Source organism: Enterobacter sp. TCD1-1 (assembly GCF_020567405.1).
In the GTDB taxonomy this organism is placed as follows: Bacteria; Pseudomonadota; Gammaproteobacteria; order Enterobacterales; family Enterobacteriaceae; genus Enterobacter; species Enterobacter quasiroggenkampii.
Genome location: NZ_JAJCXF010000001.1, coordinates 2,016,264 through 2,030,743, shown reverse-complemented (window position 1 = coordinate 2,030,743; position 14,480 = coordinate 2,016,264). Strand labels below are relative to the sequence as shown.

The 14,480-nt window shown below is 59.4% G+C and carries 12 protein-coding genes; all 12 read left to right on the top strand.

The genetic code is table 11. The features are described from left to right. The gene (locus tag LJA86_RS09795; RefSeq protein WP_196347193.1) at positions 1 to 759 is read left to right on the top strand and encodes a molecular chaperone; all 759 of its coding nucleotides are present in this window, start codon (positions 1 to 3) and stop codon (positions 757 to 759) included. Next, positions 735 to 3,119 (top strand): fimbria/pilus outer membrane usher protein, encoded by a 2,385-nt coding sequence (locus LJA86_RS09790; protein WP_229226075.1) that lies wholly within the window; start codon positions 735 to 737, stop codon positions 3,117 to 3,119. The genes LJA86_RS09795 and LJA86_RS09790 overlap by 25 nt, the downstream gene beginning before the upstream one ends. Then, positions 3,116 to 4,078, top strand: coding sequence for a spore coat U domain-containing protein (locus LJA86_RS09785; RefSeq protein ID WP_045908193.1), 963 nt, complete (start codon positions 3,116 to 3,118; stop codon positions 4,076 to 4,078). The genes LJA86_RS09790 and LJA86_RS09785 overlap by 4 nt, the downstream gene beginning before the upstream one ends. A gap of 84 nt (positions 4,079 to 4,162) precedes the next feature. Next, positions 4,163 to 5,830, top strand: coding sequence for a methyl-accepting chemotaxis protein II (gene tar / locus LJA86_RS09780; RefSeq protein ID WP_063621994.1), 1,668 nt, complete (start codon positions 4,163 to 4,165; stop codon positions 5,828 to 5,830). 44 nt (positions 5,831 to 5,874) lie between these two features. Next, the gene (tap, locus tag LJA86_RS09775; RefSeq protein WP_229226074.1) at positions 5,875 to 7,476 is read left to right on the top strand and encodes a methyl-accepting chemotaxis protein IV; all 1,602 of its coding nucleotides are present in this window, start codon (positions 5,875 to 5,877) and stop codon (positions 7,474 to 7,476) included. Between the two features lie 19 nt (positions 7,477 to 7,495). Next, complete coding sequence (gene cheR / locus LJA86_RS09770; protein ID WP_008500429.1) at positions 7,496 to 8,362, top strand: protein-glutamate O-methyltransferase CheR; 867 nt, start codon at positions 7,496 to 7,498, stop codon at positions 8,360 to 8,362. Further along, positions 8,359 to 9,408: a protein-glutamate methylesterase/protein-glutamine glutaminase gene (locus tag LJA86_RS09765; RefSeq protein ID WP_032642396.1), complete on the top strand. Its 1,050-nt coding sequence runs from the start codon at positions 8,359 to 8,361 to the stop codon at positions 9,406 to 9,408. The genes cheR and LJA86_RS09765 overlap by 4 nt, the downstream gene beginning before the upstream one ends. A gap of 17 nt (positions 9,409 to 9,425) precedes the next feature. Then, the gene (gene cheY, locus LJA86_RS09760) at positions 9,426 to 9,815 is read left to right on the top strand and encodes a chemotaxis response regulator CheY (protein ID WP_008500431.1); all 390 of its coding nucleotides are present in this window, start codon (positions 9,426 to 9,428) and stop codon (positions 9,813 to 9,815) included. A gap of 10 nt (positions 9,816 to 9,825) precedes the next feature. After that, positions 9,826 to 10,470 (top strand): protein phosphatase CheZ, encoded by a 645-nt coding sequence (gene cheZ, locus LJA86_RS09755; protein WP_008500432.1) that lies wholly within the window; start codon positions 9,826 to 9,828, stop codon positions 10,468 to 10,470. Between the two features lie 148 nt (positions 10,471 to 10,618). Next, positions 10,619 to 11,767: a flagellar biosynthesis protein FlhB gene (gene flhB / locus LJA86_RS09750; RefSeq protein ID WP_021240449.1), complete on the top strand. Its 1,149-nt coding sequence runs from the start codon at positions 10,619 to 10,621 to the stop codon at positions 11,765 to 11,767. Continuing rightward, positions 11,760 to 13,838 carry a flagellar biosynthesis protein FlhA gene (gene flhA, locus LJA86_RS09745; protein WP_045908197.1) on the top strand — a complete coding sequence of 693 codons (2,079 nt, stop codon included), beginning with the start codon at positions 11,760 to 11,762 and terminating at the stop codon, positions 13,836 to 13,838. Before flhB ends, flhA begins: the two co-directional genes overlap by 8 nt. Next, on the top strand, positions 13,838 to 14,230 hold the full coding sequence (gene flhE / locus LJA86_RS09740) for a flagellar protein FlhE (RefSeq protein ID WP_196347196.1): 393 nt from the start codon (positions 13,838 to 13,840) through the stop codon (positions 14,228 to 14,230). The genes flhA and flhE overlap by 1 nt, the downstream gene beginning before the upstream one ends. The last annotated feature ends 250 nt before the right edge of the window (positions 14,231 to 14,480 follow it).

The window sequence follows — 14,480 nt, the reverse complement described above, 5'->3', positions numbered from 1 at the left end:
ATGAAGCCAATTTTCAGACCTGTTTGTCTGGCGGGCGCGTTGGGAATGGCTGTGGCAACCGGTCAGGCGCAGGCGGCAGCCACTATTCTGCTCTGGCCGATTGACCCGTGGCTTGCGGCAGACGCTAACGCCACGGAACTGTGGATCCAGAACCAGGGAAACAGCGCCACAACGATGCAGGTGCGCATTGTACGCTGGAAACAGGAGGACGGACACGAGCGCTACACCGCACAGCAGGATGTGGTCGCCAGCCCGCCCATCGTCACGATTGGCACAGGCAGCAAGCAGCTTATCCGCCTTATTAAGCAGGCTCCCGTTCCCGCAGGCATTGAACAAGCCTACCGCATTATCGTGGATGAAATTCCTCAGCCTGATGCCAAAGCAGAACCCACCATCGGCCTCAAATTGCAGATGCGTTACTCCATTCCGCTGTTTGTGTATGGTCAGGGGATCCCGACCATAAAAGAGGGGGCGCATCACGCCCTAGTGGAGACCCGAAACCTGAGCTGGCGGGTGACGCGAACGGATGGGCAGCCGGCACTGGAGGTCCGGAATCGGGGGGATGTCCATGTCAGGCTAAGCCAGGTGGCGCTGGAGCAGGGAGGACAGAAACGCACGGTTGCGGAGGGATTGCTGGGTTACGTACTTCCCGGTAGCACCCGCAGCTGGCCCGTACCCGCGGGCGTTCGTCAGCCAGAGCGGATGAGCGCGCAGATTAATGCCAGGGACGCACAATGGCAGTCGACGCCCGTCAACTGAAGCCGGCGATGATGATACTGCTTTGCGTCAGTTCCGCGACCTGGGCTGAGCCCGGCGATGACAGCCTGCCTCCGCCGCCCCAGGCACAGGCGATACATGATGAAGCGGTCTTCCAGCTTGCCCTCGTGCTCAACCACTACGACACCGGTCTGGTCGTGCCCGTGACGCAGCGTAAAGGCGCTTTCTTTATCTCCAGCGCCGACCTGCTGCGCGCGGGGTTGCCACCGGAGCATGTTCCTGCCGGAGAGGTGAATCTCTCTTCGCTTTCTCAGGTGAGGGTCGAGTACGACAGCGCCGCGCAGCGCCTGCTGCTGACCGTTCCCCGCGACTGGGTCGCGTCCCGTGTGACGCCGTTCAGCGCGCAAGCGACGCAGGCCAAACCGCACTTCGGGCGCGGCGCGCTGCTCAATTACGATCTTTACACCAACCACACGGAGCATATCGGCGGACAGGCGTCTCTCTGGCATGAGTTCCGCTACTTTAACGAGAACGGTTCGTTTTCCTCCACCGGCTATGCCCGGGAAAATTTCACCGGCAACGAGGGGCAGCAGGAGGGGTATGTCCGCTATGACACAACCCTGCTGTTCACCAATGAGGATGACGCGATGAGCTGGAGCGTCGGGGACGTGATCAGCGATGCCCTGAGCTGGAGTTCCAGCGTGCGGATGGGGGGGATCAGCGTCGGGCGGGATTTCTCCCTGCGCCCTGACCTGGTGACGTGGCCGCTGCCCGAGTTCGCCGGGGAAGCGGCGGTACCCACCTCGGTCGATCTTTTTATCAACGGGTATCGCTCCGGCTCAACCCAGCTTCAGCCGGGCCCCTTCACCCTGACCAATCTGCCCTATATCAACGGCGCCGGGGATGCGGTGCTGGTCACGACGGATGCGCTGGGGCGGCAGGTCAGCACCACGCTGCCGTTTTACGTCACCAGCGACTTGCTTAAAAAAGGGCTGAGCGACGGCGCCGTGACCCTGGGCAGCCTGCGGCGTAATTACGGTATCAGGAATTTTGATTACGGCTCGGCGGCAGGCAGCGGCTCGTATCGCTACGGGGTGACGGACTGGCTGACCCTGGAAGGGCATGCGGAAGGGGCGCAGGAGCTGGCGCTGGGCGGGGCAGGGACGGTGATAAAACTCGGCCAGTTTGGCGTGGTGAATACCGCTTACTCGCAGAGCCGCATGCGCGGGGATACGGGCGGGCAAATCAACTGGGGTTACCAGTACAGCACCAGCGAGTTCAGCGTCGCCACCCAGCACACGCGCCGTGACCGCGGTTTTGGCAATCTGGCCCTTTACGACCAGCCGACGGTGTATGACGAGAACAATAAACCCATCGCCAGCTTCAGCCGCAATACGGACCAGTATTCTCTGACCTTCAACCTGGGACAGTACGGCAACATCGGCGCGGCCTGGATCGGCGTGGAAAGTTTTGACAGTCAAAAAACCGAGCTGCTTAATCTCTCATGGAGCCGCAATTTGTGGGGCGCGAGCAGTATTTACCTCGCCGGAAGCCGGGACCAGCAGCGGGGAGACTGGACGGTCGCGCTGTCGCTGCAGGTGCCGCTGGGGGCACGCGACAGCGCCGCGTTCACCGTTGAAAACACCCCGGATGCCGGCAGTACCCAGCGCATCAACTATAACCACGCCATGCCGTCTGACGGCGGCTTTAGCTGGAACATGGCCTGGGCCAACCAGTCAAAATCCAGTGACTATCAACAGGGCACGCTGGGCTGGCGTAATAACAATATTGAACTGCAGGGCGGCGGCTACGGCGAAAGGGACATGATGACCTGGTGGGGCGAGGCGATGGGCGCGATTGTTCTGATGGACGGCGAGCTGTTTGCCGCGAATAAGATCAACGATGCGTTTGTCGTCATCAGTACCGACGGTCATCCGGACGTGCCCGTCAGCTATGAGAATCAGCCCGTCGGTAAAACGAATAACAACGGTTACCTGCTGGTCAGCGGGGTGTCGGCGTATTATCCGGCTAGCTACCGCATTGATACCCTGAACCTGCCGGCGGATACCCGTCTGAAAGAGACCGAGCGGCGGATCGCGATCCGGCGTCACAGCGGCTATCTGGTTGATTTCCCAATGGAGCAGGAGCGGGTGGCAAGCGTCATTCTGCACGATGTACGGGGCCAGGCGCTGCCGGTGGGAAGCCAGGTCCGACGCGCTTCGCGCAGCAATGCGGTGGTGGGGTATGACGGCATCGCCTGGCTGGAGAATCTTAGCGATGTGAACCCGCTGGAGGTGATCGCGCCTGATGGAAAACGCTGCAGGGCTACCCTGACCGTGGGAGCCAACCCGGAGCACAAGCTGCAAACCTACGGCCCGCTGGTGTGCCGGGAGGCGCCATGAAGCGCCTGCTGCTGTTGATACTGCTGCTGTTTTCCGGCGGCGGCTGGGCGGCGTGTACCGTCAGTACGGTCAACGCCTCGTTTGGCAGCGTCACGTCGTTTGCGCTCAGCGGAACCGGGGAGGTGGAAACCACCGGCACGCTGGTGGTGGCGTGCGATGCCATACTGAATCTGTTGACCAACGACTCGGTGACGCTGACCTATACCGCGGCATCGGTCTCGGGCAGCAGTCGGGCCACCATGAAACGCACGGACAACGCGGCCATCACGGACGTGATCCCCACCCGGCTGTGCGGACTCGCGGGCTGCGCGAGCAGCAGCGAGGTACAGATAAGCAAATCGTATACCTGGAGCGGGAATACGCTACTGGGGTTGCTGGGGTCAAAGCAGTACAACATCCCGCTCTATTTCCGTACCGTCGCCGGACAGAACGTTTCTGCCGGGCCGTATCAGGTGCAGTTAACCTTCAGCGTTAACTACAGCGTCTGCTCCGTGGGCGCGCTCGGTATTTGCACAATCAATCAGACGGGCACGGCGACGACCACCATTCTCCTTAACCTGACCGTGACCAACGACTGCAGCGCCATGACCACACCGGACGTCAACTTCAACAGCGCGCCGCTGGTGCAAAGTTTCCCTACCGTCTCGCAGGCGATTGCCGTCACCTGTACCAAAGGCAGCACGTATACCATCGGCATTAACAACGGTGCTAACGCGCTGAATAACGTGCGCCGGATGGTAAGCGGCAGTAACTACCTGAGTTATGACATCTATAAAGAAGCCACGGGTAACCGCTGGGGCGGCAGCGGCAGCGAACGCTGGACCAGCGCGACGTCGTCGCAGGTCAGTACCGACGGTCTCCTGCGTACCTACAACTACACCGCGAAAGTTCTGACCAATCAGGCCACGCCACCCGCCGGAACCTACACCGATACGCTGATTGTCGACGTGGCTTTCTAACCCCGCGCTTTTCCCTTTCGCAAATGTAAAGTTCCTGTTGGCTGTGCCGATAACACCGTTAATAAATCTATGAGAAGGTGTTGTATGTTGAACCGTATCCGCGTTGTCACAATGCTCATGATGGTGCTGGTCATTTTCGCACTTCTTCAGCTCATCTCCGGCGGGCTTTTTTTCTCGTCATTAAAACAGAACCAGGACAGCTTTGCGGCCTCGAACGATCTCCGCCTGCAGCAGAGTGAGCTCACCTCAACGTGGGATCTGATGCTGCAAACGCGTATCAACCTGAGCCGTTCGTCCGCGCGCATGATGATGGATCCCAACAATCAGCAGAGCAGCGCGAAAACCGATCTGTTGAAAAATGCCCGTGCCACCCTCGCTGACGCCGCAAAACATTACGACGCCTTCAAAAAGATTACCCCGCAGCCTGCGATGGAGCAGGTGAGTCAGAACATTGACGAAAAATACAACGCCTACCATGCCGGTCTGGCAGAGCTGATTCAGTTCCTTGAGAGCGGCAACATGGACGCCTATTTCGCGCAGCCGACGCAGGGGATGCAAAACGCCCTCGGCGCGGCGCTGGGGGAGTACGCGAAGGTCAGTGGCGATCTGTATCACTCCGCGTTTGCTGAAAGCCAGAATGACTACCGCTTTGCGAAATGGCAGATGGCGGTGTTGGCGCTGGCGCTGGTCATTGTGCTGATCGCGGTCTGGTACGGCATTCGCCATATCCTGCTGAACCCTCTCGGTCGCGTCATTGCCCACATTCGTGACATTGCCGGCGGTGACCTGACCAAAACGCTGACCGTGTCCGGGCGCAATGAGATCACCGAGCTGGCAAACAGCGTTGACCATATGCAGCGTTCGCTTATCGATACCGTCGCCAACGTGCGTAGCGGCACGGATGCCATCTATACCGGCACCAGCGAAATTGCGATGGGCAATAACGACCTCTCTTCGCGCACCGAACAGCAGGCGTCCGCCCTGGAAGAGACGGCGGCCAGCATGGAGCAGCTCACCGCGACCGTGAAGCAGAACGCCGATAACGCCCGCCAGGCCTCTCAGCTGGCGGAAAGCGCCTCCGAGACTGCACAGCGCGGCGGTCGCGTGGTGGATGGCGTGGTGAAAACCATGCACGACATTGCTGAGAGCTCGAAGAAAATCGCCGACATCATCAGCGTCATCGACGGAATTGCCTTCCAGACCAACATTCTGGCGCTGAACGCCGCCGTGGAAGCGGCGCGTGCGGGCGAGCAGGGACGCGGGTTTGCCGTGGTGGCCGGGGAAGTGCGCAACCTGGCCAGTCGCAGCGCCAACGCGGCAAAAGAGATCAAGTCGCTGATTGAAGATTCCGTCTCCCGCGTGGATACCGGCTCCGTGCTGGTAGAAAGCGCCGGGGAGACCATGAATGACATCGTGAATGCCGTCACCCGCGTGACGGACATCATGGGTGAAATCGCCTCTGCGTCTGATGAGCAGAGTCGTGGTATCGACCAGGTTGCCCTGGCGGTATCGGAAATGGATCGCGTGACACAGCAAAACGCCGCGCTGGTGCAGGAGTCCGCTGCGGCGGCCGCTGCGCTGGAAGACCAGGCAAGCCGTCTGAAGATGGCGGTCTCGGCGTTTCGTCTCGCTTCACTCGCTGGAAACACGGTCACCCCGCAGGCGACGTACCGCGCGCCAGCCGCTGAACCGGCTGCAAACCGTACGCGTACCGCGACGACCGGACAAGATGAAAACTGGGAAACATTTTGACTGACAATTAAACCGCGGCTGCTTGCCGCTTGATGGGAGCGTGGATGTTAAATCGTATTCGTATCTCGACCACACTGTTTTTGATTCTGATCCTTTGCGGTGTGTTGCAGGTTGGCAGTAACGGGTTGTCTTTTTGGGCGTTTCGCGATGGCTATCAGAATTTGCAGGACGTTGAGGCGAGTAATCAGCAGCGCTCCGCACTGGCACAAACCCGTGCCGTGCTGTTGCAGGCAAGCACTGCGCTGAACAAGGCGGGAACCTTAACCGCGCTAAGTTATCCGCCGGATGACATTAAGGCGCTGATGGCCACCGCGCGCGACAGCCTGAAACAGGCTGACGCACAGTTTAAGGCCTTTACGGCACAGGCCACCGGTAGCGAGAAAGAGAAAGCGCTGAAGGCCGCCATGAAGACCCATTTTGAACAGTGGTACAGCGATCTGGACCATCAGGCGACGTGGCTTGAGAACAACCAGCTGTCGGACTTTATGACCGCGCCGGTTCAGGCCTCGCAGGCCGCGTTTGACGGCAGCTTTAACGCGTGGCAGCAGGATATTAACCAGTCTGTACAGCGTGCCGGTGACCAGAGCCGTCAAAGCTATCACATGTCGGGCATCATCTTTGCCGTGGTGGTGATTCTGGCAGGGTTGCTGACCGGTGCCGCGCTGCTCTGGTCGCGCAGGATGATTGTGCAGCCGCTGGCGATTATCAGCAGCCATTTCGACAGTATTGCGAAAGGCGACCTGGCGCGTCCGGTGGCGGTGTTCGGCAAGAACGAAATTTCGGCAATTTTTGCCAGCCTGAAGGCGATGCAGGGATCGCTGCGGGAAACGGTATCCGACGTGCGTCAGGGCAGTTATGCCATGCACACCGGGATCTCAGAGATTGCGGCGGGTAACAACGATCTCTCGTCCCGCACCGAGCAGCAGGCGGCCTCGCTGGCGCAGACGGCAGCCAGTATGGAGCAGCTGACCGCGACGGTAAGCCAGAACGCCGATAACGCGCGTCAGGCGTCTGACCTGTCAAAACAGGCGGCGATGACGGCGAAGAAGGGCGGCGACCAGGCGTCCCACGTCGCCAGCACCATGCAGGAGATCGCCACCAGTTCACAGAAAATTGGTGACATCATCAGCGTGATTGACGGTATCGCGTTCCAGACCAACATTCTGGCGCTGAATGCCGCAGTAGAAGCCGCGCGTGCCGGGGAGCAGGGGCGCGGGTTTGCGGTGGTGGCGGGTGAAGTGCGTAACCTGGCGAGCCGCAGCGCCAACGCGGCGAAAGAAATTAAGGTGCTGATCGAAGAGTCGGTCTCACGCGTTCAGCAGGGCTCAACGCTTGTGGATACCGCGGCGAAAACCATGCACGAAATCGTCACCTCCGTGACGCGGGTGAACGACATCATGGGCGAGATTGCCTCGGCGTCGGATGAACAGCGTCGCGGCATTGAGCAGGTTGCCCAGGCGGTGAGCCAGATGGATCAGGTGACGCAACAGAACGCCTCGTTAGTTGAGGAAGCGGCAGCGGCAACCGATCAGCTGGCCAGCCAGGCGGATCGTCTGACCGGGCTGGTCGCGGTATTTAATGTGAAAGAGCACGTTGAAGCAGTAACAGAAGTCGGGCGGTCGCAGGCCGTGCCAGTTGTATCCTGAATGTAATTAAGAAGGCGCTATGACATCACCAATGCCCCCTGGGCAAACGTCATTATTGTTGCAGATGACACAGCGCCTCGCGCTGTCCGACGCGCATTTTCGTCGGATATGTCAGTTAATCTACCAGCGTGCGGGGATCGTGCTTGCGGATCATAAGCGGGACATGGTCTACAACCGTCTGGTGCGGCGCTTGCGTACGCTGGGGCTGGATGATTTTGGCCGCTATCTGAGCATGCTCGAGGCGAACCAGAACAGCGCAGAGTGGCAGGCTTTTATTAACTCGTTAACTACCAACCTGACGGCGTTTTTCCGCGAGGCTCACCACTTCCCGGTTCTGGCCGAGCATGCGCGCCGTCGCACCGGGGAGTATCGCGTCTGGAGTGCGGCCGCCTCGACGGGTGAAGAGCCGTACTCGCTGGCGATCACCCTTGCCGATACGCTGGGGATGGCGCCCGGGCGCTGGAAGGTCTACGCCAGCGATATCGATACCGAAGTGCTGGAGAAGGCGCGTAACGGCGTTTATCGCCAGGATGAACTGAAAACGCTGTCGCCGCAGCAGCTGCAGCGTTATTTCATGCGCGGGACGGGCCCGCATGAAGGCCTGGTACGCGTACGCCAGGAGCTGGCGAACTGCGTCGAATTCGCGCCCGTTAACCTGCTGGATAAGCAGTACAACGTGCCGGGGCCTTTCGACGCCATTTTTTGCCGTAACGTCATGATCTATTTTGATAAAACGACGCAACAGGACATTTTGCGTCGGTTTGTTCCGTTGCTCAAGCCTGACGGTTTACTGTTTGCCGGGCACTCGGAAAACTTCAGCAACCTCGTGCGTGAGTTTAGCCTGCGTGGGCAAACGGTATATGCGCTGAGTAAGGAAAAAGCATGAGTAAAATCAGGGTATTGTCTGTCGATGATTCAGCGCTGATGCGTCAGATCATGACTGAAATTATCAATAGCCACAGCGACATGGAGATGGTGGCAACCGCGCCTGATCCGCTGGTAGCGCGGGATTTAATTAAAAAATATAACCCCGACGTGCTAACGCTGGATGTCGAGATGCCGCGCATGGATGGCATAGATTTCCTCGAAAAATTAATGCGGCTGCGGCCCATGCCGGTGGTGATGGTCTCCTCCCTGACCGGGAAAGGATCGGAAATCACCCTGCGCGCGCTGGAGCTGGGGGCGGTCGATTTTGTCACCAAGCCGCAGCTCGGCATCCGTGAAGGGATGCTGGCCTACAGCGAGATGATCGCCGAGAAGATCCGCACCGCGTCGCGGGCGAAGCTTGCCGCCCACACGCCGATGGCCGCGCCGGCGACCCTGAAGGCCGGTCCCTTACTCAGCTCGGAAAAACTGTTGGTCATTGGGGCGTCAACCGGAGGAACAGAGGCAATTCGTCATGTACTCCAGCCATTGCCGCTCTCAAGTCCGGGTATTCTGATCACTCAGCATATGCCGCCAGGCTTTACCCGTTCGTTCGCAGAACGCCTGAACAAGCTGTGCCAGATCAGCGTGAAAGAGGCGGAAGACGGCGAGCGCGTGCTCCCGGGGCATGCCTATATCGCGCCGGGCGACAAGCATATGGAGCTGACGCGCAGCGGCGCTAACTATCAAATCAAAATTCATGACGGACCGCCGGTCAACCGGCACCGTCCGTCGGTGGATGTGCTGTTTCATTCGGTGGCGAAACATGCGGGGCGCAACGCCGTGGGGGTGATCCTGACGGGGATGGGCAACGACGGTGCCGCCGGAATGCTTGCAATGCACCAGGCTGGCGCCTGGACGATTGCGCAGAATGAAGCAAGTTGTGTGGTGTTCGGCATGCCGCGCGAGGCCATCAATATGGGTGGCGTGAGCGAAGTGGTCGATCTTAGCCAGGTAAGCCAGCAGATGCTGGCGAAAATCAGTGCCGGACAGGCAATACGTATTTGACTCAGGAGTATTATTTTATGGCGGATAAAGAGCTTAAGTTTTTGGTTGTGGATGACTTTTCCACCATGCGTCGCATTGTGCGCAACCTGCTGAAAGAGCTGGGCTTCAACAACGTTGAAGAAGCAGAAGACGGCGTTGATGCGCTGAACAAACTGCAGGCTGGCGGGTTTGGTTTTGTGATCTCCGACTGGAACATGCCAAACATGGACGGTCTGGAACTGTTAAAAACCATTCGTGCTGATGCGGGAATGGCGTCCATGCCGGTTCTGATGGTCACGGCAGAAGCGAAGAAAGAGAACATCATTGCCGCTGCACAGGCGGGCGCAAGCGGCTATGTGGTGAAGCCATTCACCGCGGCGACCCTGGAAGAGAAGCTCGGTAAGATCTTCGAGAAACTCGGCATGTGAGGTGTTGGTTATGATGCAACCTGCTATGAAACCCGTTGAAGAACACTCGCCGAGCGACATCATCGTCCGCATCGGCAGCCTGACGCGCATGCTGCGTGACAGCCTGCGTGAGCTGGGTCTGGATCAGGCGATTGCCGAAGCGGCGGAAGCGATTCCTGATGCCCGCGATCGTCTGGACTACGTCGTGCAGATGACCGCTCAGGCTGCTGAACGTGCGCTGAACAGCGTGGAAGCGTCGCAGCCGCACCAGGATGCGATGGAAAAGGGGGCGAAAGCGCTGACCAAACGCTGGGACGAGTGGTTTGAGAACCCTATCGAGCTGGCGGATGCCCGCGAGCTGGTGACCGATACCCGTCAGTTCCTGGGGGACGTGCCGGGTCACACCAGCTTCACCAATGCCCAGCTGCTGGACATCATGATGGCGCAGGATTTCCAGGACCTGACCGGTCAGGTTATCAAACGCATGATGGATGTGATCCAGGAGATTGAGCGCCAGCTGCTGATGGTGCTGCTGGAGAACATCCCGGAACCGGCAGCCCGTCCAAAACGCGAGAACGAAAGCCTGCTCAATGGTCCACAGCTCGACGCCAGCAAGGCGGGCGTGGTGGCAAGCCAGGATCAGGTGGACGACCTGCTGGACAGCCTCGGCTTCTGATGGTCCATTGCGCCTCAGGGGATGTATGCCCCCTGAGGCGGTTTGCGACAAAATCACCGAAAAGAGCCCGAATAAACGGGCTTTTCCCGCCATTGGATTTCCGCTGCGCTGGCATGATACCCGTGACGTAATGGGCTGAGCGTGCACAGTGGCAGAAGAGAACGACGACAAAACGGAAGCCCCCACACCCCACCGACTAGAAAAGGCGCGTGAGGAAGGGCAAATCCCCCGATCCCGAGAATTGACCTCCCTGCTGATCCTTATCGTAGGCGTGTGCATTATCTGGTGGGGCGGGGAGTCGCTCGCCCGCAAGCTGGCGGGCATGCTGTCAACCGGCTTACGTTTTGACCACAGTATGGTCAACGATCCGAATCTGATCCTCAGCCAGATTATTCAGCTGATTAAAGGGGCCATGGTTGCGCTACTGCCCCTGATCACCGGGGTTGTGCTGGTCGCGCTGGTCTCGCCGGTGATGCTCGGCGGTCTGGTCTTCAGCGCCAAATCGCTGCAGCCGAAATTTTCCAAACTGAACCCGCTGCCGGGCATTGCGAAAATGTTCTCTGCGCAGACCGGGGCCGAGCTGCTCAAAGCCATTCTCAAATCGGTGCTGATGGGCAGCTCCGCGGGGTTTTACCTCTGGTACCACTGGCCGGAAATGATGCGTCTCATCAGCGAATCGCCTCTCACCGCGATGAGCAATGCCCTGAATCTGGTCGGACTCTGCGCGCTGCTGGTGGTGCTCAGCATTATCCCGATGGTGGGTTTTGACGTGATCTTCCAGCTCTATACCCACTTCAAGAAACTGCGGATGTCACGTCAGGATATCCGTGACGAATATAAGCAGATGGAAGGTGACCCACACGTGAAGGGGCGTATCCGCCAGATGCAACGTGCCGCCGCCCGTCGCCGCATGATGGACGATGTGCCGAAGGCCGACGTCATCGTCACCAACCCGACACACTACTCCGTTGCGCTGCGCTATGACGAAAACAAAATGAGCGCGCCGAAAGTGGTGGCAAAAGGGGCGGGGCTGATCGCTTTGCGTATCCGGGAAATTGGCACGGAACACCGCGTGCCGATCCTGGAAGCGCCTCCGCTGGCGCGTGCCCTGTACCGCCATGCGGATATTGGACAACAGATCCCGGGACAACTCTACGCCGCCGTGGCGGAAGTGCTGGCCTGGGTGTGGCAATTGAAGCGCTGGCGTCTGGCTGGCGGTCAACGGCCTGTGAAACCTGAGAACCTTCCGGTGCCTGCCGCGCTGGATTTTATGAACGAGAAGGACACTGATGGCTAATCTGGTGGCAATGTTGCGCCTGCCCGGCAACCTGAAATCGACCCAATGGCAGATCCTGGCCGGGCCGATTCTGATCCTGCTAATTCTGTCGATGATGGTACTGCCGCTCCCGGCGTTCATCCTCGACCTGCTTTTCACTTTCAATATCGCGCTGTCCATTATGGTGCTGCTGGTGGCGATGTTCACCCAGCGTACCCTGGAGTTCGCCGCGTTCCCGACCATTCTGCTGTTTACTACACTGCTGCGACTGGCGCTGAACGTGGCGTCCACGCGTATCATCCTGATGGAAGGTCACACCGGGGCGGCAGCGGCAGGTAAAGTGGTGGAAGCGTTCGGCCACTTCCTGGTGGGCGGTAATTTCGCTATCGGTATCGTGGTGTTCGTCATCCTCGTGATCATCAACTTTATGGTCATCACCAAAGGTGCAGGGCGTATTGCGGAAGTGGGCGCGCGCTTTGTGCTCGACGGGATGCCCGGCAAGCAGATGGCGATCGACGCCGATCTGAACGCCGGTCTTATCGCTGAAGATGAAGCTAAAAAGCGCCGTGCGGAAGTGACGCAGGAGGCGGACTTCTACGGCTCCATGGACGGTGCGAGTAAGTTTGTCCGCGGTGACGCCATCGCGGGCATTCTGATCATGGTGATTAACGTGGTCGGCGGCCTGCTGGTGGGCGTGTTGCAGCACGGGATGGACATGGGCCACGCGGCGGAAAGCTATACGCTGCTGACCATCGGTGACGGTCTGGTCGCGCAGATCCCAGCGCTGGTGATTTCCACTGCGGCGGGTGTCATCGTGACCCGTGTGAGCACCGATCAGGACGTTGGCGAGCAGATGGTTGGCCAGCTGTTCAGTAACCCGCGCGTGATGCTGCTGGCCGCGGCGGTTCTCGGGTTGCTCGGTCTGGTGCCGGGTATGCCAAACCTCGTTTTCCTGCTGTTTACGGCGGCGCTGCTGGGTCTTGCCTGGTGGATGCGTGGCCGTGAAACCAAACCGGCAGCGGAACCTGTTCCGGTCAAAATGCCGGAGAATAACCAGGCCGTTGAAGCGACCTGGAACGACGTTCAGCTCGAAGATTCCCTGGGAATGGAAGTCGGGTATCGCCTGATCCCGATGGTCGATTTCCAGCAGGACGGCGAGCTGCTCGGCCGTATCCGCAGTATCCGTAAAAAATTCGCCCAGGACATGGGCTTCCTGCCGCCGGTGGTTCACATCCGCGACAATATGGACCTGCCGCCCGCGCGCTATCGCATCCTGATGAAAGGCGTTGAAATCGGCAGCGGCGATGCCTATCCGGGCCGCTGGCTGGCGATTAACCCCGGCACCGCCGCAGGCACGCTGCCGGGTGAGCAAACAATCGACCCGGCCTTTGGTCTGGCCGCGATCTGGATTGAAAGCGCGCTGAAAGAGCAGGCGCAGATCCAGGGTTATACGGTTGTGGAAGCCAGTACCGTGGTGGCGACCCATCTTAATCACCTGATTGGGCAATTCTCGGCGGAGCTGTTTGGCCGTCAGGAAGCGCAGCAGCTGCTTGACCGCGTCACGCAGGAGATGCCGAAGCTGACGGAAGATCTGGTCCCCGGCGTGCTGACCTTAACCACGCTGCATAAGGTGCTGCAAAACCTGCTCGACGAGAAGGTGCCGATCCGCGATATGCGCACCATTCTGGAAACCCTTGCCGAGCACGCACCGATACAAAGCGATCCGCACGAGCTGACGGCGGTGGTGCGCGTGGCGCTGGGACGGGCAATCACCCAGCAGTGGTTCCCGGGAACTGGGGAAGTGCAGGTGATCGGCCTCGATACGCCGCTTGAGCGTCTGCTGCTGCAGGCTCTGCAGGGTGGGGGCGGCCTGGAGCCGGGCCTGGCGGACCGTCTGCTGGCGCAAACCCAGGAGGCGCTGGCGCGTCAGGAGATGCTGGGGGCGCCGCCGGTGCTGCTGGTGAACCACGCGCTGCGTCCGCTGCTGTCGCGCTTCCTGCGTCGCAGCCTGAACCAGCTGGTCGTGCTGTCGAATCTGGAGCTGTCGGATAACCGTCATATCCGCATGACCGCGACGATTGGAGGAAAATAATGCGTAAGTGGCTTTGGATAGTGCTCTTCCCGCTGGCAGCGCAGGCTGCCGGGGGAGGGACCTGGCAGGCGAGCAGCATTGGGGTGACCCTCAGCAACCGCGGTGTTGCCATGTCGTCTAACCCGCTGTCGCCTTCGGAAGAGGTTTCCGGTCAGATGGGCCTTGTGGTCTGGAACTACCGGCTGATTGGCCCTACGCCAGCGGGCTTGCGGGTGCGCCTCTGCTCTCAGACGCGCTGTACCGAAATCGACGGCGAAAATGGAACAACGCAGGCGTTCAACGGCGTGCCAGCTATTGAGCCTTTGCGTTTCATCTGGGAAGTGCCGGGCGGAGGACGTTTGATCCCGGCGCTGAAGGTGCAGAGCAATTCTGTCATCGTAAACTATCGCTAACACCCTGCCTTTTCACCAGCCATCAGGCAATTTTGATGGCTGGCTCTCAAAACTGACCTCGCCTTTTGATCAAAAAGAAACACTGTTTTATAAATCAGTGACGCGCGTAACCATACTCTTTGTATTTTTGCCATTCCCCCTCTTTGCAATGGCAGAAACAGAAAGGTATCAACAAGCCGATGCAATTACTGTAGCCGTATTAAAGCTCCCGGACGAGGCTTGCTTGCAGGGAGTCTCCCAAAACTGATTA

Coding starts and splice junctions, on each gene's coding strand:
- LJA86_RS09790 (WP_229226075.1), top strand. CDS start 735: ATGGCAGTCGACGCCCGTCAACTGAAGCCGGCGATGATGATACTGCTT.
- LJA86_RS09785 (WP_045908193.1), top strand. CDS start 3,116: ATGAAGCGCCTGCTGCTGTTGATACTGCTGCTGTTTTCCGGCGGCGGC.
- flhE (WP_196347196.1), top strand. CDS start 13,838: ATGCGTAAGTGGCTTTGGATAGTGCTCTTCCCGCTGGCAGCGCAGGCT.
- LJA86_RS09795 (WP_196347193.1), top strand. CDS start 1: ATGAAGCCAATTTTCAGACCTGTTTGTCTGGCGGGCGCGTTGGGAATG.
- tar (WP_063621994.1), top strand. CDS start 4,163: ATGTTGAACCGTATCCGCGTTGTCACAATGCTCATGATGGTGCTGGTC.
- tap (WP_229226074.1), top strand. CDS start 5,875: ATGTTAAATCGTATTCGTATCTCGACCACACTGTTTTTGATTCTGATC.
- flhA (WP_045908197.1), top strand. CDS start 11,760: ATGGCTAATCTGGTGGCAATGTTGCGCCTGCCCGGCAACCTGAAATCG.
- cheZ (WP_008500432.1), top strand. CDS start 9,826: ATGATGCAACCTGCTATGAAACCCGTTGAAGAACACTCGCCGAGCGAC.
- LJA86_RS09765 (WP_032642396.1), top strand. CDS start 8,359: ATGAGTAAAATCAGGGTATTGTCTGTCGATGATTCAGCGCTGATGCGT.
- cheR (WP_008500429.1), top strand. CDS start 7,496: ATGACATCACCAATGCCCCCTGGGCAAACGTCATTATTGTTGCAGATG.
- cheY (WP_008500431.1), top strand. CDS start 9,426: ATGGCGGATAAAGAGCTTAAGTTTTTGGTTGTGGATGACTTTTCCACC.